Raw genomic sequence first — 17,931 nt, forward strand, 5'->3', positions numbered from 1 at the left:
ACGTGGCATCCGGGAAGAAAACAGAACGGACCGCGCTGTCCGACCGAATCCAAGGATAGGTGTCCATGCGGACGCGCAGGCTGTTGGGCTCTTGCCGCCGGGCTGCGCGCTGCCATACTTACGACGCCGTAAGTTACGGATGCGTAGGGCCTCCCGTCAGCCGACAGGAGGACTCTGGGATCCCGTACCCGGCCATCTCCCCCGCCCTCGAACCCCACAGGGGATGCTCATGCCCTCGAGTTCCGACGTGATCGACGATGCCCCGCGGTCGCACAACGACGCCTCGCTCCCCGCCGCCACGCTGGGTGGCGAGCGGAAGGGGTCACTCGAACAGATCACGCTGCTTCTCTTCATCGCTGTTCCGTTCGTGGCCCTTGCGGCAGCGGTGCCGCTGGCCTGGGGCCGGGGGGTGAGCTGGCTGGACGTCGGCCTGCTGGTCTTCTTCTACTACCTGGGTTGCCACGGCGTCACGATCGGCTACCACCGCTACTTCACGCACGGCTCCTTCAAGGCGAAGCGCCCGCTGCGGATCGGGCTGGCGATCGCCGGTTCGATGGCGGTTGAGGGCCCTGTGGTCCGCTGGGTCGCCGACCACCGCAAGCACCACAAGTTCTCCGACGCCGAGGGTGACCCCCACTCGCCGTGGCGCTACGGGGAGACGGTGCCGGCCCTGATGAAGGGCCTGTGGTGGGCGCACATCGGCTGGATGTTCGACGAGGAGCGGACCTCGCAGGAGAAGTACGCGCCGGACCTGATCAGGGATCCGGCGATCCGTGCGATCTCGCGCCATTTCATCTACTGGACGATGCTGTCCCTCGCTCTCCCCCCGCTGATCGGCGGTCTGGCGACGATGTCCTGGTGGGGCGCGTTCACCGGCTTCTTCTGGGGCTCGCTCGTGCGGGTGGCGCTGCTGCATCACGTCACCTGGTCGATCAACTCGATCTGTCACGCGGTGGGCAAGCGCCCCTTCAAGTCGCGGGACCGGTCGGGCAACGTGTGGTGGCTGGCCGTGCTCTCCTGCGGTGAGTCCTGGCACAACCTGCACCACGCCGACCCGACCTCGGCGCGGCACGGCGTACAGCGCGGCCAGGTCGACTCCTCGGCGCGGATCATCCGCTGGTGCGAGCAGCTCGGCTGGGCGTACGACGTGCGCTGGCCGTCACGCTCGCGTATCGATTCGAAGCGCAACACGGACGGGTCGGCCTCCCGGGGCAAGACGGAAACCGCTGAAGCGGCATGATTGACGGTGTGGCGACCGACTCCAGCAGCACCCCGAGCAGCAGTGAAAAGCCGCGGCGTGCGCGCCGCACCCGCATGACCGGTGCGGAGCGCCGTCAGCAGCTGCTGGAGATCGGTCGCACCCTGTTCGCGGCGAAGGGCTTCGAGGGGACGTCGGTGGAGGAGATCGCGGCGAAGGCCGGCGTCTCCAAACCGGTGGTCTACGAGCACTTCGGCGGCAAGGAGGGGCTGTACGCGGTGGTGGTGGACCGCGAGATGCGCCGTCTGCTGGACATGGTGACCGGCTCCCTCACCGCCGGTCACCCCCGCGAGCTGTGCGAACAGGCCGCGTTCGCTCTCCTGGACTACATCGAGGAGTACACGGACGGCTTCCGCATCCTGGTCCGCGATTCGCCCATCCCCCAGTCGACGGGTTCGTTCGCCTCGCTGATCTCGGACATCGCCACCCAGGTGGAGGACATCCTGGGGCGCGAGTTCAAGCTGCGCGGCTTCGACCCGAAACTGGCCCCCCTCTACGCCCAGGCCCTGGTCGGCATGGTCGCCCTGACGGGCCAGTGGTGGCTGGACGTCCGCAAGCCCCGCAAGGCGGAGGTGGCGGCCCATCTGGTGAACCTGGCCTGGCACGGCCTGGACGGTCTGGAGCCGAAGCCGCGTTTGATCGGGCATCGCAAGTCCTAGGACCCGAGCTGCTCCGGGGAACGGGACCCGGGCTGCTCCACGGATCCGAGCGGCTCCAGGAACTCCAGTCGGTTGCCGACGGGGTCCTCGGAGTAGAAGCGGCGGTGGCCGGGGAGGTTGTCGTCCCAGGTGACCTCGGCCTGGTGGGCCCGCAGGCGGGCGGCGAAGGCCTCGATGCCGGTGACGCGCAGCCCGGGGTGGGCCTTCTTCGCGGGCCGGAACTCCTTCTCGATCCCCATGTGCAGCTGCACGGCCCCCGCCCGGAACCAGCAGCCGCCGCGGGCGGCGAGGACGGGCGGTTTGGGGATCTCGGTCATGCCGAGAACCTCGACGTAGTACACGCGAAGGAAGTCCTCCGAGCCGGGCGGGGCCGCGAGCTGGACGTGGTCGATGGCGGCGAGCATCCGCTCACGCTTCCTTGTGCGCGACGGCGAACAGGCGGCGGAAGGGCAGCACCGTGCCGTACGGGGCCGTCGGATAGGCGTCGCGGAGCAGGTCGCGGTATTCGGTGACGAAGGCGTCGCGGGCCTCCGGGTCGTCGTCGAGGGCCGTCAGCACCGGGCGCAGCCCCGTGCCCTTCACCCAGTCCAGCACCGGATCCGTACCGGTCAGGATCTGTTCGTACGTCGTCTGCCAGACGTCCGCCGCGCAGCCGAGGCGGGTCAGCCGGTCCAGGTAGACCAGCGGTTCGTGGACGGAGTCCTCGTGCCGCAGGACGCCTTCGAGGCGGTCCTTCCAGCGGGCGGAGGCGGCGAGCTCGCGCATCAGGGCGTGCAGGGGCGCGTCGATGTTGTCGGGGACCTGGAAGGCGAAGGTGCCGCCGCGTGCCAGCGCGGCAACCCAGTCGCGGAACCGCTCCACGTGTCCCGGCACCCACTGCAGCGCCGCGTTCGACACGATCAGGTCGTACGTCTCCGTCGGCGCCCAGGTCGTCGCGTCAGCGTGGGCGAAGTCGAGGTGTCCGCCGCCGGCCGTGGGGCCCGCGTACGGCTCGGTCCTGGCCAGCATCTCGGGTGAGTTGTCGTACCCGGTGATGTGCGCGGTGGGCCAGCGGTCGGCGAGGAGGACGGTCACGTTGCCGGGGCCGCAGCCGAGGTCGGCGATGCGGGGCGGGGTGCCGGGGAGGTCGGGGACCCGGGCGAGGAGGTCGGTGAACGGGCGGGCGCGGTGGCCGGCGTGGCGCAGGTACTGGGCGGGGTCCCAGGTGGGAGTGGTCATGTCTGCTACTTTCCCCTCACACTTATCTCGACGTCAAGAGACTTGATATCAAGAGACTTCATGTCGACACAACCACTACACTGATCGTCATGGAGGACGAGGTCGATCGGCTGGTCGCAGCATGGCGCCGGGAGCGCCCTGACCTCGACGTGGAACCGCTCGAGGTACTCAGCCGGGTGAGCAGGCTCGCCCGGCACCTGGACCGCGCCCGACGGCTGGCGTTCTCCGAGCACAGCCTGGAGCCCTGGGAGTTCGACGTGCTGACCGCACTGCGGCGCGCGGGCTCCCCGTACCAGCTCTCCCCCGGCCAGCTGCTCACGCAGACGCTCGTCACCTCCGGCACGATGACCAACCGCATCGACCGGCTGACGAAGAAGGGCCTGGTGGAGCGCCTCCCGGACCCGAGCGACCGCCGGGGCGTACTCGTACGCCTCACGGACGAGGGACGCGACCGCGCCGACCAGGCGCTCGCCGGACTCCTCGACCAGGAGCGCGCGATCCTGGCCGAACTCAGCAAGGCGCAGCGCGGTGAACTCGCCTCCCTGCTACGCCAGCTGACCGCCCCGTTCGACAACATCCCCGGCTAGGTCGACGGGCCCGACCCCGGCCCGGCGGGCGAGGGCGACCGCGGCGAGCGTCGAGTGGACGCCCAACTTCCCCAGCACGTTCTGCATATGGGTACGGACGGTGTGCGGGGAGAGGAACAGCCTCTCCGCGACGGCCTTCCGCCCCAGCCCCGCGACCATGCACCGCAGCACTTCCCGCTCCCGCGGCGTGAGCGATTCGACCAGCCGCTCGCTCTCGGTGCGGTGCTTGCGCGCGGCGGTCAACTCCCGCAGGACGCCGGTGAGCAGGGCGGGCGGAAGATGCGTCTCGTCGCGCAGCACACCCCGTATGACGGTCAGGAGCCGCGACAGGGAACAATCCTTGGCGACCCACCCCGAGGCGCCGGCCTGAAGTGCGAGGGCGGCGCGGCGCGGATCGTCCTTCTCGGCGAGGACGACGATGCGCACGCTCGGCTGCCCCGAACGGACGCCCGCGACCAGCGAGATGCCGTCGACGAGCCCGTCCTCGTTGCCCTCCTGGACCGGTACGGCAGGACGGGCGCCGGGCAGATTGCCGCCCAGGTCGGCGTCGACGAGCAGCACGTCGAATCTGCGGCCCTCCGCGGACGCCCGCTCCAGGCAGCGCAGCGCGGCAGGGCCGCTGCCTGCGGCGGACACGTCGACGTCGGGCTCGGCGGCCAGGGCGGCGGCGAGCGACTCGGCGAAGATGCGGTGGTCGTCGACGACCAGGACACGGATGCGAACCACTGATACCCCCACTGGTCGGGGGACGGACCGGCGCAGGTACGACACCTGAAGTGATCCCGAGCCCGCTCGAACTCGGAAAACGGAGTGCCGCAGCCGCACGGCCGCCGCCGTGCTGGAACTGCTACCCCCACTTCGGGCGTCGTACCCGACTGTCTCGCCCCCTGATCAGCACCGGCCCCCACCGGCGCTGTTCACAGGGTACGACCGGGGGCGGGCAGCGGAAGGCAATTTGCAGAACTGATTGGCCAGCGCGTTTATGGTGAGCCGTATGTTTCGTATGGAGACAGGAGACGACAAAGACCGGCGTGATCTGCTCCGCCGGCGACTGCGCGACACGAACACAGCGGCGTCCCCGATCCTCCGCGCGCTGCGCGGCACCCCCGCCGAACGGGAACTTCCGCTCCACGTCTGGGCCTTGGACGCCGACGGGGCGCTCGCCGGCGGGCTCGTCGGTCACACCTGGACGACGTGGCTGCACGTGACGTACCTCTGGGTGGACACCCCCCACCGCGGCGCGGGCCTCGGCGGCCGGCTTCTCGCCGAGGCCGAGCGCCTCGCCCACGAGGAGCGCGGCTGCCGCAACTCCCGCCTGGAGACCTGGGACTTCCAGGCCCCCGAGTTCTACAAGCAACACGGCTACGAGGTCGTCTGCGTGATCCCCGACTATCCACCAGGAATCACGGAATACACCCTGACCAAGCGCTTGCCCTGACCAGAACCCCCTCGCCTTCAAGCACCGGTCACCCCGAGGCCTTTAGGGGCGCGGGGAACTGCGCGCCCAGCCCCCACGGTCCGCAGACAAAGAACGCACCCGAGCGTCAGCTCAAGCGCCGGGCGCCCGCCGAAGGCACCGCCGGGAAGACCCGAGGAGCCGTATGACCGGCGGAGCCGAACGCCTCGGTCACCGCCTTCGTCACCGTATCCACATCCGCCGACTCCACCAGCACGATCGCCGAGCCACCGAAGCCGCCCCCCGTCATCCGCGCACCCAGCGCCCCCGCGGCGTTGGCCGTGGCGACCACGAGGTCCAGCTCCTCGCAGGAGATCCGCAGGTCGTCCCGGAGCGAGGCGTGCCCGTCCGTGAGGACCGGCCCGATGGCCCGGACGTCCCCGGCGTCCAGCAGCGCGATGACCCGCTCCACCCGGTGATCGTCCGAGACGACGTGGCGGACATACCGGCGTACGCGCTCGTCCGAGAGGCGCGCGAGCGCCGCGTCGAGCTCCTCGTACGCGACATCCCGCAGATGCGACACCCCGAGCTGCCGCGCGCCCTCCTCGCACCCCTCGCGCCGCTCGGCGTACGCCCCGTCGCCCAACGCGTGCTTCACCCGTGTGTCGACGACCAGCAACTCCAGCCCCAGGGAGGCCAGATCGAAGGGGACCTGCCGGATGGACAGATCGCGGCAGTCGAGGTGCAGTGCGTGCCCCTCGGTGCAGCACGCGGACGCCGTCTGGTCCATGATCCCGCAGGGCACGCCGACGAAGTCGTTCTCGGCGCGCTGGGCGAGGCGGGCCAGTTCGGGTCCGGTGAGGCCGAGTTCGTACAGGTCGCTGAGAGCGAGCGCCGTCACGACCTCCAGAGCGGCGGAGGAGGACAGGCCCGCCCCCGTCGGCACGGTCGAGGCGAGGTGCACGTCCGCGCCCGTCACCGCGTGTCCCGCCTCGCGCAGCGCCCACACCACGCCCGCCGGGTACGCGGCCCAGCTGGTGTTGGTCAGCGGCGCCAGCTCGTCGACGTGCAGTTCGACGACCGGGCCCTCGATGTCGGCGGAGTGCAGCCGCAGCACCCCGTCCGTGCGCCGCGACACCGCCGCCACCGCCGTGTGCGGCAGCGCGAGCGGCATCACGAACCCCTCGTTGAAGTCCGTGTACTCGCCGATCAGGTTGACCCGCCCGGGCGCCGCCCAGACGCCTTCCGGTGCGGTCCCGTACAGCTCCTCGAACCCCTCGCGTACGCCCACCGAATTACCTACCGCTCCTTGTTCTGAGCGAACGCCCACGCGTCCGCGACGATCCCCGCGAGATCCGCGCGGGACGGGTTCCAGCCGAGCCGCTCGCGCGCGGTCGCCGCCGAGGCGACGAGCACGGCCGGGTCCCCGGCCCGGCGCGGGGCCGTGACCTCGGGGATCGGGTGCCCCGTGACCTGGCGGACGGTCTCGATGACCTCGCGGACGGAGAAGCCGTTGCCGTTGCCGAGATTGCAGATGAGGTGCTCACCGGCGGTGGCCGCCTCGACGGCCAGCAGGTGGGCGTCCGCCAGGTCCGCCACGTGGATGTAGTCGCGGATGCAGGTGCCGTCCGGCGTCGGGTAGTCGTCGCCGAAGACGGAGATCGCGTCCCGCCGCCCCTGCGCGACCTGGAGGACGAGCGGGATGAGGTGCGACTCGGGGTCGTGGCGCTCGCCCTGCGCCCCGTAGGCGCCGGCCACGTTGAAGTAGCGCAGCGACACCGCGCCCAGTCCGTGGGCCGCCGCCTCGCCGGTGATCATGTGGTCGACGGCGAGCTTGGAGGCGCCGTAGGGGTTGGTGGGCCTCGTCGGCGCGGACTCGACGATCGGGGTCTGCTCCGGCTCGCCGTACGTGGCGGCGGTGGAGGAGAAGACCAGCTTGCGCACGCCCGCCTCGCGCATCGCCGCGAGCAGCGCCATGGTGCCGCCGACGTTGTTGTCCCAGTACTTCTCGGGCTTCACGACGGACTCGCCGACCTGCGAGAACGCGGCGAAGTGCAGCACGGCGTCGTACGAGGAGTCCAGCCACTTACCGGCGTCGCGGATGTCGCCCTCGATGAAGGCGGCCCCGGCGGGCACACCCTCACGGAAGCCCGTCGACAGGTTGTCGAGGACCGTCACCTCGTGACCGGCCTCGATCAGATGCTGCGCGACCACGCTGCCGACATAGCCCGCGCCACCCGTGACCAGGTACTTCCCACTCATGAACTCGCTACCTCTCGCAGTCGCTGGGCCGCGGCTTCCGGCGGCACGTCGTTGATGAACACACTCATGCCGGACTCGGAACCCGCGAGGAACTTCAGCTTGCCGGAAGTGCGGCGAATGGTGAAAAGCTCGAGGTGAAGCGCGAAGTCGTCCCTGCTCACCCCTTCGAACTCCTCCAGCGCGCCGAACGGCGCCTGGTGCCAGGCGGCGATGTACGGCGTCGGAGGCTCGCCCTCACCGAAGATCCGGTCGAAGCGCCTCAAGAGTTCCAGATAGACCTGGGGGAACTCTGTGCGTGTCTCCTCGTCGAGCCCGAGCAGGTCGGGCACCCGCCGCTTGGGGTAGAGGTGGACCTCGTAGGGCCAGTGCGCGGCGTACGGCACGAAGGCGACCCACCGCTCGGTCTCCAGGACGATCCGGTCGCCCTCGGCGAGCTCGCGTGCGACGACGTCGTCGAAGAGGTTCTCGCCGCCGGTGGCCTCCTTGTGCGCGGCCAGCGAGCGCAGCATGAGGGCCGTACGCGGGGTGGTGAACGGGTAGCCGTAGATCTGCCCGTGCGGGTGGCCGAGGGTGACGCCGATCTCCTCACCGCGGTTCTCGAAACAGAAGACCTGTTCTACGGAGGGGAGGTGGGACAGCTCCGCCGTGCGGTCCGTCCACGCCTCCAGGACGAGCCCCGCCTGCTCCTCGGTGAGGTCGGCGAAGGACGAGTCGTGGTCGGAGGTGAAGCAGACGACCTCGCAGCGCCCGGAGTCGCCGGCGAGCGAGGGGAAACGATTCTCGAAGACGACGACGTCGTACGAGGAGTCCGGGATCTCGCTCAGCCGGTCGCCCTGCGAGGGGCACAGGGGGCACTCGTTCGCCGGGGGGTGATACGTGCGTCCCTGGCGGTGCGAGGCGATCGCGACCGAGTCGCCGAGCAGCGGGTCGCGGCGCACCTGGGAGCTGGTGACGGTGGGCTCCAGCGGGCGGCGGTCCACCGCGTCGCGCACCGCGCTGTCGCCCGAGTCGTAGTAGATCAGCTCACGACCGTCAGCAAGCCGGGTCGAGGTCTTCTTCACCGCTGGACTCCTCATCCACACCACACCCAACCATCAAACATAACCGAACACAACAAACCACAAAGCAACAGGAACGTCAATGCCTGCGGGGGTTTGGGGGGTGTCTGTGAAGCTTGCGCAGCGTCATGCGACTCATGGGGCATGGATACGGGCATGCATGCCCCCACATACCTCGCCGCAGGGCTCCGGCTCCCCACGAACGGGCTCGACTACACGATCCTCGGCATCTACTTCGTCGTCGTGCTCGGCATCGGTTTCGCCGCCAAGGCCTCGGTCAAGACCAGCCTCGACTTCTTCCTCTCCGGGCGTTCGCTGCCCGCCTGGATCACCGGCCTCGCGTTCATCTCCGCCAACCTCGGCGCGACCGAGATCCTGGGAATGGCCGCGAACAGCGCGCAGTACGGCGTCTACACCGTGCACTGGTACTGGATCGGCGCAATTCCCGCCATGGTGTTCCTGGGCCTGGTGATGATGCCGTTCTACTACGGCTCGAAGGTCCGCTCGGTCCCCGAGTTCCTGCTCCTGCGCTTCGACAAGGCGGCGCACCTGCTGAGTTCGATCCTGTTCGCCTTCGCGGCGATCCTGATCGCGGGCGTCAACCTGTACTCACTGGCGATCGTGGTCGAGGCGCTGCTCGGCTGGCCCCAGTGGGTGGCGATCGTGATCGCGGGGTTCTTCGTACTGGCGTACATCACGCTCGGCGGCCTGTCCTCGGCGATCTACAACGAGGTGCTGCAGTTCTTCGTGATCCTCGCGGCCCTGATCCCGATCGCCGCGCTCGGCCTGAAGCGGGTCGGCGGCTGGGACGGCCTGACCCACTCGCTCGACAAGACCCACGGCAGTGACTTCACCACGGCCTGGGGCGGTACGGGCATCGGCCATGCGAACCCGCTGGGCGCGAACTGGCTGACCATCGTCCTCGGCCTCGGCTTCGTCCTCTCCTTCGGCTACTGGACGACGAACTTCGCGGAGGTGCAGCGCGCGCTCTCGGCGAAGAACCTGTCGGCGGCCCAGCGCACCCCGCTCATCGCGGCGTTCCCCAAGATCTTCATCGTCTTCCTGGTGATGATCCCGGGCCTGGTGGCGGCCGTCCTGGTCCCCAGGATCGGCACCAGCGGCTCGAACCTCCAGTACAACGACGCGGTCCCGTACCTGATGCAGGAACTGCTGCCGAACGGCGTGCTGGGCATCGCGGTGACGGGGCTCCTGGCGGCCTTCATGGCGGGCATGGCGGCCAACGTCTCATCGTTCAACACGGTGTTCACGTCGGACATCTGGCGGCGGTACATCGTGACCGACCGGGAGGACTCCTACTACGTCCGCTTCGGCCGCCTGATCACGGTGATCGGCGTCCTGGCATCGATCGGCACGGCGTTCCTGGCGTCGTCCTTCTCCAACATCATGGCCTACCTGCAGACCCTCTTCTCCTTCTTCAACGTGCCGATGTTCGCGGCCTTCATCGTCGGCATGTTCTGGAAGCGCGCGTCGGCGAAGTCGGGATTCTGGGGCCTGCTGGCAGGCACGACGGCGGCGATGGTCAACTACTTCGTCATCTACAAGCAGGGGATCATCGCCATCCCCTCCGACCAGGGAGCCAACTTCGTCTCGGCGATCGCGGGCTTCGTGGCCGGCGCGGTGGTGATGGTCGCGGTCTCCCTCTTCACGGCCCCCAAACCGGCGGAGGACCTCCAGGGCCTGGTCTACGGCACCGTCTCCCCCGGCATGGCCGAGCCGCCGGCCGTGGGCGACGACGCGTGGTACCGCAGGCCAGCACTGCTGGGCTGGGGCGCGCTGATCCTGGCGGCGGCCTGCTACATCCCGTTCTCGTTCTGACGCAGGAGGCCTGAGCAACCATGTCCGACCACTATTCGGACCGCGATGTCCAGCGCGAGGTCACGGAGCTGGAGCATCAGTCCACGACCGCGACCCGCCTCTTCGACATCCGCACCATCATCGGCGGCCTGTTCGTCGTCTACGGCGTCATCGTCACCCTGGCGGGCCTGACCGCCTCCAAGGCGGAACTCGCCAAGGCCCAAGGCGTCAACATCAACCTCTGGACCGGCCTCGGCATGCTCGCCCTGGGCATCTTCTTCCTGCTGTGGCTGTGGCTACGCCCGCTGGCCGCGCCGGTCCCGATGCCGGAGGAGGAGCCTCCGTCGGAGTAGCTGGTGTGTGGTGGGGCTGGAGTGCGCCGGGGACTCCGGCCCCATGCGGCGACGCGGGCCCTTCGGGGATGAGGAGGTCTCCTCACACCCCGTCGTCATCGAACAGTTCGGTAGCTTCGGTCACGCTGATGGCTCGTTCCGACCAGGCCTTGAGCTGGTCCAGGTCGGAGCACGCCCGCACGCGAAGCCGGACGGAGTCGGGTACTGGGAGGCCGCGCAGCTCCAGGATCGTCAGGGTCATTTCGATGCGATCTTCGACCCGCGTCTCGTGCCTCACCTTCTCCGCGGCCGGGTTCTTGAAGAAATAGTTCACCGGAGCCATCAGGTCCCTCCAAATCTCCTTCGCCTGGGAATCCACCAGGCCAGACGTCACGAGCTGTACGAGCAGAGCCGCGCTTACCGGGTCAATCGTCTCCAGAGCCGCCGCGAGTGGTCCCAGTATCGCAGCGGCACGCGGCCCCTTACCATGCGTAATCGCCGAGAGCACCGCGAGCGACACGTCCTGCGCGGCCTCCTTCTCGTCGGTGATCACCGGCACGTTGTCCGGGCCGAGAACCATCGGCCGCACGACGAGCGAGGACCAGCCGGGCAGACCGAACCGGATCGGCTGCGCGGCCCACCGCGCGGTGGAGCTGCTCTGGGTCATGACGATCAGCACCGGTTCACAGCGGTACTCCTCGTAGAGGTACGAGAGGTAGTACGGCCAACTCCCGCGCTTCCTCTCGTCCTTCTTGCCCTGCGACTCCAGCACCAGCAGATAGTCCAGTTGGCCAAGGAAGTGTGAGGAACAGCCATGACCACCCCCGCTCACTGGCAGAAGTCGTCCTTCTCCGGCGGCGGTGAAGGCAACGACTGCCTCGAACTCGCCACCACCACCTGCACCCCCACCCCCACCACCATCCACCTCCGCGAAAGCGACACCCCCGCCACCCACCTCACCACCACCCCCACCTCCCTCTCCCACCTCCTCCACCACATAAAGACCGGCAGGCTCGGCACGCCCCTGGTCTGATCGTCGGGCCGTCCGGTCGCCCGGGGTTCGATCCGCGCGGAGAATGAGTGGTCGGCGAGGTGGCGATGATGCCCACATGGCGACTGCGGGACTTCCGCGACGACGATCTGGACCGTGCCATCCAGATCTGGGACCAGGACCGGCAGACGGACGACTCCCCTCCGGTGTTCCCCGTCTCCGAGGTCATGGCCGTGGCCCGGGCCGGCGGCCCCGCGGTGGTCGCGGTGGTCGGCGACGACCTGGTGGGCATGGCGGTGGCGCAGGCCCAGGGCGAGCGGGCCTGGATCACGCTGGTGGCGCTCGCTGGGAACTGGCGCAGCCGGGGCATCGGCAGCGCCCTGATCGCCGAGCTGGAGCGGCGCCTTCGCACGCGGGGGAGCCGTCGGATCGGCGCGCTGCTCGCCCCCGGGGCCACCGGAACCGCGGCGCTGGAGAACTCCGGCTACCGGGCCCGGGACGGACTGGTCTTCTACGAGAAGGTCGAGCACCTCGGCGCGAGCGACGCGGGTCTGCTCGCGGAGCTGGGCGGGCGGGTGCAGCCGGGCGGGCTCTGGGCCGCCCTCGCGGGGATGGAGCGGGAGAAGGAGACCATCGAGCGGCGGATCGTGCTGCCGCTGGCCGAACCCGCACTGGCCGACCGGTACGGGGTGGCGCCGCCGAAGGCGGTCATCCTCTTCGGGCCGCCGGGCACCGGCAAGACCAGCTTCGCGAGAGCCGTCGCCTCCCGGCTGGAGTGGCCGTTCGTGGAGCTCTTCCCGTCCCGGCTCGCCGCGGGCTCCGCCGGGGGCCTGGCCGCCTCGCTGCGGGACACGTTCCACGAGCTGGCGGGGCTGGAGACGGTGCTCCTGTTCATCGACGAGGTCGAGGAGATCGCCGGCGTCCGCTCCGGTGTGGCCGTCGACCCCGGCCACGGCGTCACCAACGAACTGCTCAAGCTGATCCCCGGCTTCCGCGACCACGACGACCGGCTGCTGATCTGCGCCACCAACTCCGTCCGCTCCCTCGATCCGGCGTTCCTGCGCCCCGGCCGGTTCGACTACGTCATCCCGGTCGGTCCCCCCGACGCGGCCGCCCGGGAAGCGATCTGGCGGCGCTACCTGGGCCGGGCCGCCGACGGGGTCGGGCTGCACCGGCTGGTGGAGGCCAGCGAGATGTTCACCCCCGCCGACATCGAGTTCGCCGCCCGCAAGGGCGCCCAGGCCGCCTTCGAACGCGAGATCACCGACCGCCTGGGCACCCCGGCCGACACCGAGGACTACCTCGCCGCCATCGCCGACACCCGTCCCTCACTCACCGAACAGGCGCTCACCGAGTTCAGGGAGGACATCGAGCACCACGTGCGCATGTGATGCCGGGTACTCCCGAGCACGGTCGGCGCCCGTGACGTCGCCGTCCACCTCAGCCGGCGTCCTCCGCCGCGCCCCCGGGAGACGTCGGCACCGGCCCCGCCCGGTCCAGCAGCCCCGTCCGCGCGGCCAGGGCGGCAGCCTCCAGCCGCGACCCCACCCCCAGCTTCATCAGCACCCGCTGGACATGGGTCCGGGCGGTCGACGGAGCTATCCCCATACCGGCCGCGATGAGCCTCGTGTCCTCCCCGTCCGCGACCCTCACCAGGACCTCCACCTCCCGTGGGGTGAGCATCTGCAGAAGCCGCTGGCCCTCGTCGTCCGGTTGGGCGGCGGGGTTCAACAGCTCACTGAAAGCGCCCTGGAGCAGGGCGGGGGCGACCGCCGCCTCGCCCGCCCTGGCCTTCATGATGGCGCGCTCGACTCCCTCTATCCGCTCGTCATGGCGTACGTAGCCCGACGCGCCCGCGGCGAACGCGGCGGCGATGCCGCGCGGGTTCGGGACCGGGCCCAGGACCAGGACCGCAACCTGCGGACGCTCCCGTTTGATCCTGATCACCGGGTCGAAGATTCCCGGCTCGGCGGGTGTCGCCGTGCCGATCAGGCACACCTCCGGCGCCCTGGTGATCACCAGCTCCGCCGCTCCCGCGGCGGGCGCCGCCGCGGCGAGCACCCGGTGCCCCCGCAGTTTCAACGCCGAGGCCAACGCCTCGGCGAGCAGTCGGTGGTCGTCGACCACCATGAGCCGCACTCCCATCGAGCAACCCCCCAGTCCCCCCAAGCATCCCCACTGGTTCCCCGTGGATTAGGAGCCCCCCGGCTCTCCATCCCCCGGAAGCTACACGCTTGTTCGACGTTGCGCTTCCCCTACTGGTGAGAAGTGCCCCGGAATATCGAAATTCCTCGCATTCGGGAGTGATGAGGGGTAAGCGAACGGCCCCGTCCCTGAGCTGGGACGGGGCCATGGTCAAAAGAAGTTGACCTACTGCGGGCCGAACGCGATCACCAGGTATTCCTTCTCGGATGCGCTGTACGGCTTGTGGGCGTAGATCCCGGACATGTACAGGTGACCCTTGCTGTAAAGGATCTCGGCGTAGTCCGGGAGCATGCTTGTCTCCGCGTCGTGGACCGACGCGGTCGCCGGGTTCTCCAGGAGCTCGGTCTCCTTGAAGGAGGTGCCGTCGATGCTCACGATCTGACCGCCCTTGTCGTAGGGCGGCCGCTTGTACGCGAGGAGGTTGCCGCCGTCCATGCGCAGCGGGGAGATGTCGTAGCCGTCGCCCGCGTCCGCGCGCTGGCCGGTCTGCTTGCCGGTGCCCAGGTCGAAGGCGACGATCTCGTTGATCTGGCCGGACTGGCCGCCGTCGTGCTGTTCGGTCGGGATGTAGAGCTTGTCGTTGCCGACCACCAGTCTCGCGCAGCTCTCGATCCTGGTGATGCCGTCGCACCTGGCCGCGTACGTCTTGCCCGGAGCGGAGATCCTGGTGCGCAGCTGACCGGTCTTGTTGTCGATGGAGAAGAAGTCCGAGATGCCGCTGCCGTCACCCGCGGAGTCGCCGACGTCGGCGGCCACCACCAGCGGGTTCGTCGACACGACGCTCGCGTACTCGATGCCGGGCGACATCTTGTACTCCGAGATCACCTTCCCTGACGTCGGGTCGATGGTCTGGATGTGCAACTGCCGCGTACTGCCGTACTCGCCGCACTTGCGGACCGCGACCAGCTTGTCGCCGCCGCCGTACCCGGCGTCGTAGCAGCTGTCCGTGGGCTTCGGGACCCACAGCGCCTTGCCGGTGGAGATGTCGAACGCGGCGCCACCGTTGGTGCTGCCCACGGCGACGGTGTTCGCGCTGGTGGTGACGTTGTCGAGGCTGATCTTCTGGTCACCGGACTTGACCGACTTCGTCCACAGCAGCTTGCCGGCGGCGAGGTCGAGGGCGGAGACCTCACTGCAGCCGTGCGAAGGCTTCGCCTTGGTCGGCATGGCGGGCTCGTAGACGATCGCGGTCCGGCCGGAGTCGGTGGTGTGGCGGCTGGCCGTGCACACCGGGCCGGGGAGCTTGATCGTCCAGGCCTTGGCGCCCGAGTCGGGGTCGTAGCCGTTGATCTCGGCGTTGCCGCTCTTGGCGTACACCTTGTCGGTGAGCCAGGAGCCGACGGTGGACACGCTGCTCTCGGCGGGCACGGCGGGCGCGGGGACCTGGAAGAGGACCTTGGAGCTGGTGTTGGCGGGCACCTTCTCCTTGCCGGTGGAACCGGTGGTCTTGTCGCCGCCCGAGCCGCCCTTGCCTCCGGTGCCGCCACTCGTACCGGACGAGTTGTTCTTGCTGTCGTCCTTGCCGGAGCTCGCGTACCAGACCCCGCCGCCGATGATCAGCGCGACGGCCGCGACGGCCGCCACGATGATGACCACCTGGCTGTTCGGCTTCCGCCCGCCGCCCCCGCCCTGGGGAACCTGGGGCTGCATCGGGTAGGTCGGCGGCTGCTGCGGATAGCCGTAGCCGTACGGGGGTCCCGGGGGCTGGGCGGGCTGCTGGCCGGGGTAGCCGTAGCCCGGCTGGGCCGGGGGCCCCGGCGGGGGTGCCTGCTGCGGGTAGCCGTAGCCGGGACCCTGCGGAGGCTGCGGGGCGCCGAACCCACCGGGCGGCGGAGCCTGCGGCGCGCCGAACCCACCCGGCGGAAGGTCCTGGGGGGCTCCGAAGCCACCCGGCGGCGGGTCCTGGGGCGCGCCGAAGCCGCCCTGCGGGGGCTGGTTCGGCGGTGGTGGGGGCGGCGGCTGGCTCATGACGTGTCTACCTCGGATGCGGATGCGTTGGGGACGGAGATGCCGGAGACGAAGAAGGTGGCGAACGGGGCGAAGGTGGCGTGAGCGTGCGTCACTTGCCGTAGGCCAGCATCAACTTCTCCTTCGACTGGTCGTTGCCCGTCAGCCGGGTGGTGGAGATGTAGAAGCGCCCGTCCACGTAGTCGACCGCCTTCGAGAAGAAGCCGTTCTCGACCGACGCCGTGCCCTGCGGGTTCTGCAGCAGCTTGGTGGGCTTGTGGCTGCTTCCGGTCGTGGGGATCGACACGATCTGCCCACCCGCGTCGTACGACGGCTCGACGTACGCGATCAGCTGCGTCCCGTCCATCTTCAGCGGCAGCATCGACTCGGCGGCCGGGGACTTGACGCGCCACTTCTCCTTGCCGGTCGACAGGTCGAAGGCGACGATCTCGTTGGCGCCGCTCTTCGCCTCGGTCGGCAGATAGAGCGTGTTCGCGTCGGCGACGGTGCCGAAGCAGCCCGTCAGATCGCGGTCGAGGATGGCGAAACCGCACTCGGGCCTGAAGGCGTCGCTGCTCTTGAGCTGTGAGCGGACGGCGCCGTTGTCCTTGAACGTGGTGACGTTGACCTTCTTCTGATCCTTGTTGGTCATGTAGATGACGACGGGATCGACGGAGTAGGTGCGCTCGACCGTCCAGCCCTTGGGGATCTTCGTGGTCCACTTGGCCTTGCCGGTGGCCGGGTCCAGCTCCTGCACCTCGTCGTGCTCGGTGTCGGTGGCGGCACCGCAGGAGGCGACGGACAGCAGCTTGGCGCCGCCCGCGAACGCTGCCGGGTAGCAGGCCTGGCCGTAGTTCGTCTTGTCCCAGAGCTTCTTGCCGCTGGTGATGTCGTACGCCGTGCCGGACTGCGAGCGGCCGACCATCAGCGTCTTGCCGGTGACCGACAGATCGACGGTGAGCGTGCTGTCGAAGAGCGCTCCGTCGGCGACCTTGCCGCTCCAGCCCTTGGCACCGGTCCCGAGGTCTATCTGCTGGAGCTGGTTGCACTTGGCGTTGTCGCCGGCACCGCTCTTGTACGCCACGACGACCTTGTCGTCGGACGTCTTCTGCGGGGTGACCGCACAGATCGGCTGCGGGAACGTGATCGGGTCCCAAGCGGGCTTGCCGTCCCCGACGTTGTACGCGAACACCTGCTTGTACGCGGCCTTCACCGCCGTCTTGTCGGTGATCCACAGGCCGGGGGCGTCGGCGCCGGAACCGGGCGCGTCGGGCGCCTGCTTGTACCAGAGCACCTTCGCCTCACCGGCCTGGCGGCCCGCGTTGAGGTTCTCGGGGTCCCCGCCGCCGTTGCCGCCGCCGTCACCGGGGTTGACCGGATCGGCGGAGGAGGAGGCCTTCTTGCCCTTGCTGTCCTGGGCGACCGGCTTCTTGCCGTCGTCGCCGCTCCCGCCGCTGACGGCCCAGACGGTCCCGCCGACGACGAGCAGCGCGGCCACGGCGGCGCCGATGACCACCGCCGGGCGGCCCTTGAAGGGGTTCTTGGAACCACCGGGAGGAGGCGGAGGGGTGCCCGGGCCGCCGGGGCCGCTCGGGTACTGCGCCTGGCCCGGATAGCCGTATCCGGACCCGTATCCGGGCTGCTGACCGTACGCGGGCTGCTGACCGTAGCCGGGCTGCTGGCCGTACGGGCCGGGCTGGGCGTACGGCCCCGGCTGCTGCGGCGGTTGTGCGTACGGGCCCGCCGGCTGCTGCGGCGGCTGGGCGTAGGGGCCGGGCTGGGCGTAGGGCCCGGGCTGCTGCGGATATCCGTAACCGGGCGCCGGCGGACCGGCGGGCGGAAGGGGCGTGCCCTGGGGCGCGTTGGGGGGTGCGCCGAACCCGCCCTGCGCCGGTGCCGCCGGTGGAACCGGTGGCGTCGACGGCGTCGGTGGCTGGTCCTGCGGTGCTCCGAAGCCACCCTGCGGCGGCTCACTCGGCGGCTGACTCATCAGCGCGTTCCCCCTCATTCACTGATGTGGCGCCCCACCGGCGACGCGGTCGGCGGCGCCGAATTCGCGCCACGCCGGTGGTTCTCAGACTGTTCTCAGACGGACCTTTCTATCACTCTGGAGACCTCGAACAAGGGGCCGGTACTCCCCCTGTTCCCAAGGGAGGACCGGCCCGTGATGCCCTCGTTACGCGCCTTCACGCCCCCTTCACGG

General features: G+C 69.7%; 17 protein-coding genes and 1 pseudogene. 8 read left to right on the forward strand and 10 right to left on the reverse strand.

The annotated features are described in order from the left end of the window. Window positions 1–229 precede the first annotated feature (229 nt). A complete protein-coding gene (locus ACFVWD_RS10495; RefSeq protein WP_389595020.1) occupies window positions 230–1,240 on the forward strand; it encodes an acyl-CoA desaturase in 1,011 nt (336 codons plus the stop codon). Next, on the forward strand, window positions 1,237–1,917 hold the full coding sequence (locus ACFVWD_RS10500) for a TetR/AcrR family transcriptional regulator (protein WP_054233024.1): 681 nt from the start codon (window positions 1,237–1,239) through the stop codon (window positions 1,915–1,917). The genes ACFVWD_RS10495 and ACFVWD_RS10500 overlap by 4 nt, the downstream gene beginning before the upstream one ends. On the opposite strand, the gene ACFVWD_RS10505 is transcribed toward ACFVWD_RS10500, so the two are convergent. Continuing rightward, window positions 1,914–2,321: a glyoxalase gene (locus tag ACFVWD_RS10505; protein WP_389595021.1), complete on the reverse strand. Its 408-nt coding sequence runs from the start codon at window positions 2,319–2,321 to the stop codon at window positions 1,914–1,916. The genes ACFVWD_RS10500 and ACFVWD_RS10505 overlap by 4 nt on opposite strands. A 4-nt stretch (window positions 2,322–2,325) precedes the next feature. Beyond that, on the reverse strand, window positions 2,326–3,135 hold the full coding sequence (locus ACFVWD_RS10510) for a trans-aconitate 2-methyltransferase (RefSeq protein ID WP_389595023.1): 810 nt from the start codon (window positions 3,133–3,135) through the stop codon (window positions 2,326–2,328). 89 nt (window positions 3,136–3,224) lie between these two features. Between ACFVWD_RS10510 and tamR the strand changes: the two genes are divergently transcribed. Further along, window positions 3,225–3,722, forward strand: coding sequence for a MarR family transcriptional regulator TamR (gene tamR / locus ACFVWD_RS10515; RefSeq protein ID WP_054233026.1), 498 nt, complete (start codon window positions 3,225–3,227; stop codon window positions 3,720–3,722). Here tamR and ACFVWD_RS10520 read toward each other — a convergent pair. Then, entirely contained in the window at window positions 3,681–4,448 is a 768-nt protein-coding gene (locus ACFVWD_RS10520) for a response regulator transcription factor (protein ID WP_054233027.1), read from the reverse strand. The two genes, tamR and ACFVWD_RS10520, sit on opposite strands and share 42 nt — an antisense overlap. A gap of 256 nt (window positions 4,449–4,704) precedes the next feature. Between ACFVWD_RS10520 and ACFVWD_RS10525 the strand changes: the two genes are divergently transcribed. Beyond that, window positions 4,705–5,160 carry a GNAT family N-acetyltransferase gene (locus ACFVWD_RS10525; protein ID WP_389595025.1) on the forward strand — a complete coding sequence of 152 codons (456 nt, stop codon included), beginning with the start codon at window positions 4,705–4,707 and terminating at the stop codon, window positions 5,158–5,160. Window positions 5,161–5,266: 106 nt separating this feature from the next. On the opposite strand, the gene galK is transcribed toward ACFVWD_RS10525, so the two are convergent. The 3 genes from galK to galT are packed head-to-tail and all read right to left on the reverse strand — an operon-like array spanning window position 5,267 to window position 8,441. Beyond that, window positions 5,267–6,409 (reverse strand): galactokinase, encoded by a 1,143-nt coding sequence (gene galK, locus ACFVWD_RS10530; protein ID WP_389595027.1) that lies wholly within the window; start codon window positions 6,407–6,409, stop codon window positions 5,267–5,269. An 8-nt stretch (window positions 6,410–6,417) separates the two neighbouring features. Next, the gene (gene galE, locus ACFVWD_RS10535) at window positions 6,418–7,380 is read right to left on the reverse strand and encodes a UDP-glucose 4-epimerase GalE (RefSeq protein WP_385380873.1); all 963 of its coding nucleotides are present in this window, start codon (window positions 7,378–7,380) and stop codon (window positions 6,418–6,420) included. Then, window positions 7,377–8,441, reverse strand: a complete 1,065-nt coding sequence (galT, locus tag ACFVWD_RS10540; protein ID WP_389595029.1) for a galactose-1-phosphate uridylyltransferase — start codon at window positions 8,439–8,441, stop codon at window positions 7,377–7,379. Before galT ends, galE begins: the two co-directional genes overlap by 4 nt. A 153-nt stretch (window positions 8,442–8,594) precedes the next feature. Here galT and ACFVWD_RS10545 point away from each other — a divergent pair, with 153 nt between their 5' ends. Then, window positions 8,595–10,274, forward strand: coding sequence for a sodium:solute symporter family protein (locus tag ACFVWD_RS10545; RefSeq protein WP_389595031.1), 1,680 nt, complete (start codon window positions 8,595–8,597; stop codon window positions 10,272–10,274). Between the two features lie 20 nt (window positions 10,275–10,294). After that, window positions 10,295–10,606: a hypothetical protein gene (locus tag ACFVWD_RS10550; protein WP_389595032.1), complete on the forward strand. Its 312-nt coding sequence runs from the start codon at window positions 10,295–10,297 to the stop codon at window positions 10,604–10,606. Window positions 10,607–10,688: 82 nt separating this feature from the next. Here the strand turns inward: ACFVWD_RS10550 and ACFVWD_RS10555 are convergent. Next, window positions 10,689–11,366 (reverse strand): annotated as a pseudogene (locus ACFVWD_RS10555) (hypothetical protein); the annotation flags it as partial. A 33-nt stretch (window positions 11,367–11,399) separates the two neighbouring features. On the opposite strand from ACFVWD_RS10555, the gene ACFVWD_RS10560 reads away from it, so the two are divergent. Continuing rightward, window positions 11,400–11,618: a DUF397 domain-containing protein gene (locus ACFVWD_RS10560; RefSeq protein WP_389595034.1), complete on the forward strand. Its 219-nt coding sequence runs from the start codon at window positions 11,400–11,402 to the stop codon at window positions 11,616–11,618. Between the two features lie 68 nt (window positions 11,619–11,686). Next, window positions 11,687–12,967, forward strand: a complete 1,281-nt coding sequence (locus ACFVWD_RS10565) for an ATP-binding protein (RefSeq protein WP_389595164.1) — start codon at window positions 11,687–11,689, stop codon at window positions 12,965–12,967. Between the two features lie 49 nt (window positions 12,968–13,016). Here the strand turns inward: ACFVWD_RS10565 and ACFVWD_RS10570 are convergent, their stop codons facing one another. The 3 genes from ACFVWD_RS10570 to ACFVWD_RS10580 all read right to left on the reverse strand — a co-directional run bounded on the left by ACFVWD_RS10570 (window position 13,017) and on the right by ACFVWD_RS10580 (window position 17,718). Next, window positions 13,017–13,721 (reverse strand): response regulator transcription factor, encoded by a 705-nt coding sequence (locus tag ACFVWD_RS10570; protein ID WP_099922224.1) that lies wholly within the window; start codon window positions 13,719–13,721, stop codon window positions 13,017–13,019. 225 nt (window positions 13,722–13,946) lie between these two features. Then, window positions 13,947–15,749, reverse strand: a complete 1,803-nt coding sequence (locus ACFVWD_RS10575) for a PQQ-binding-like beta-propeller repeat protein (RefSeq protein ID WP_389595035.1) — start codon at window positions 15,747–15,749, stop codon at window positions 13,947–13,949. 91 nt (window positions 15,750–15,840) lie between these two features. Then, window positions 15,841–17,718 (reverse strand): PQQ-binding-like beta-propeller repeat protein, encoded by a 1,878-nt coding sequence (locus ACFVWD_RS10580; RefSeq protein ID WP_389595037.1) that lies wholly within the window; start codon window positions 17,716–17,718, stop codon window positions 15,841–15,843. Between the last annotated feature and the right edge of the window lie 213 nt (window positions 17,719–17,931).

Origin of the sequence: Streptomyces sp. NPDC058086 (assembly GCF_042885015.1) — a bacterium.
Classification (GTDB): Bacteria; Actinomycetota; Actinomycetes; order Streptomycetales; family Streptomycetaceae; genus Streptomyces.

Bases quoted from the DNA above. Each gene is read 5' to 3' on its own strand.
- ACFVWD_RS10495 (WP_389595020.1), top strand. From the start codon at position 230: ATGCCCTCGAGTTCCGACGTGATCGACGATGCCCCGCGGTCGCACAAC.
- ACFVWD_RS10510 (WP_389595023.1), bottom strand. From the start codon at position 3,135: ATGACCACTCCCACCTGGGACCCCGCCCAGTACCTGCGCCACGCCGGC.
- ACFVWD_RS10505 (WP_389595021.1), bottom strand. From the start codon at position 2,321: ATGCTCGCCGCCATCGACCACGTCCAGCTCGCGGCCCCGCCCGGCTCG.
- tamR (WP_054233026.1), top strand. From the start codon at position 3,225: ATGGAGGACGAGGTCGATCGGCTGGTCGCAGCATGGCGCCGGGAGCGC.
- ACFVWD_RS10550 (WP_389595032.1), top strand. From the start codon at position 10,295: ATGTCCGACCACTATTCGGACCGCGATGTCCAGCGCGAGGTCACGGAG.
- ACFVWD_RS10565 (WP_389595164.1), top strand. From the start codon at position 11,687: ATGCCCACATGGCGACTGCGGGACTTCCGCGACGACGATCTGGACCGT.
- ACFVWD_RS10560 (WP_389595034.1), top strand. From the start codon at position 11,400: ATGACCACCCCCGCTCACTGGCAGAAGTCGTCCTTCTCCGGCGGCGGT.
- ACFVWD_RS10545 (WP_389595031.1), top strand. From the start codon at position 8,595: ATGCATGCCCCCACATACCTCGCCGCAGGGCTCCGGCTCCCCACGAAC.
- ACFVWD_RS10525 (WP_389595025.1), top strand. From the start codon at position 4,705: ATGGTGAGCCGTATGTTTCGTATGGAGACAGGAGACGACAAAGACCGG.
- galE (WP_385380873.1), bottom strand. From the start codon at position 7,380: ATGAGTGGGAAGTACCTGGTCACGGGTGGCGCGGGCTATGTCGGCAGC.
- ACFVWD_RS10570 (WP_099922224.1), bottom strand. From the start codon at position 13,721: ATGGGAGTGCGGCTCATGGTGGTCGACGACCACCGACTGCTCGCCGAG.
- ACFVWD_RS10500 (WP_054233024.1), top strand. From the start codon at position 1,237: ATGATTGACGGTGTGGCGACCGACTCCAGCAGCACCCCGAGCAGCAGT.
- ACFVWD_RS10580 (WP_389595037.1), bottom strand. From the start codon at position 17,718: ATGAGTCAGCCGCCGAGTGAGCCGCCGCAGGGTGGCTTCGGAGCACCG.
- ACFVWD_RS10575 (WP_389595035.1), bottom strand. From the start codon at position 15,749: ATGAGCCAGCCGCCGCCCCCACCACCGCCGAACCAGCCCCCGCAGGGC.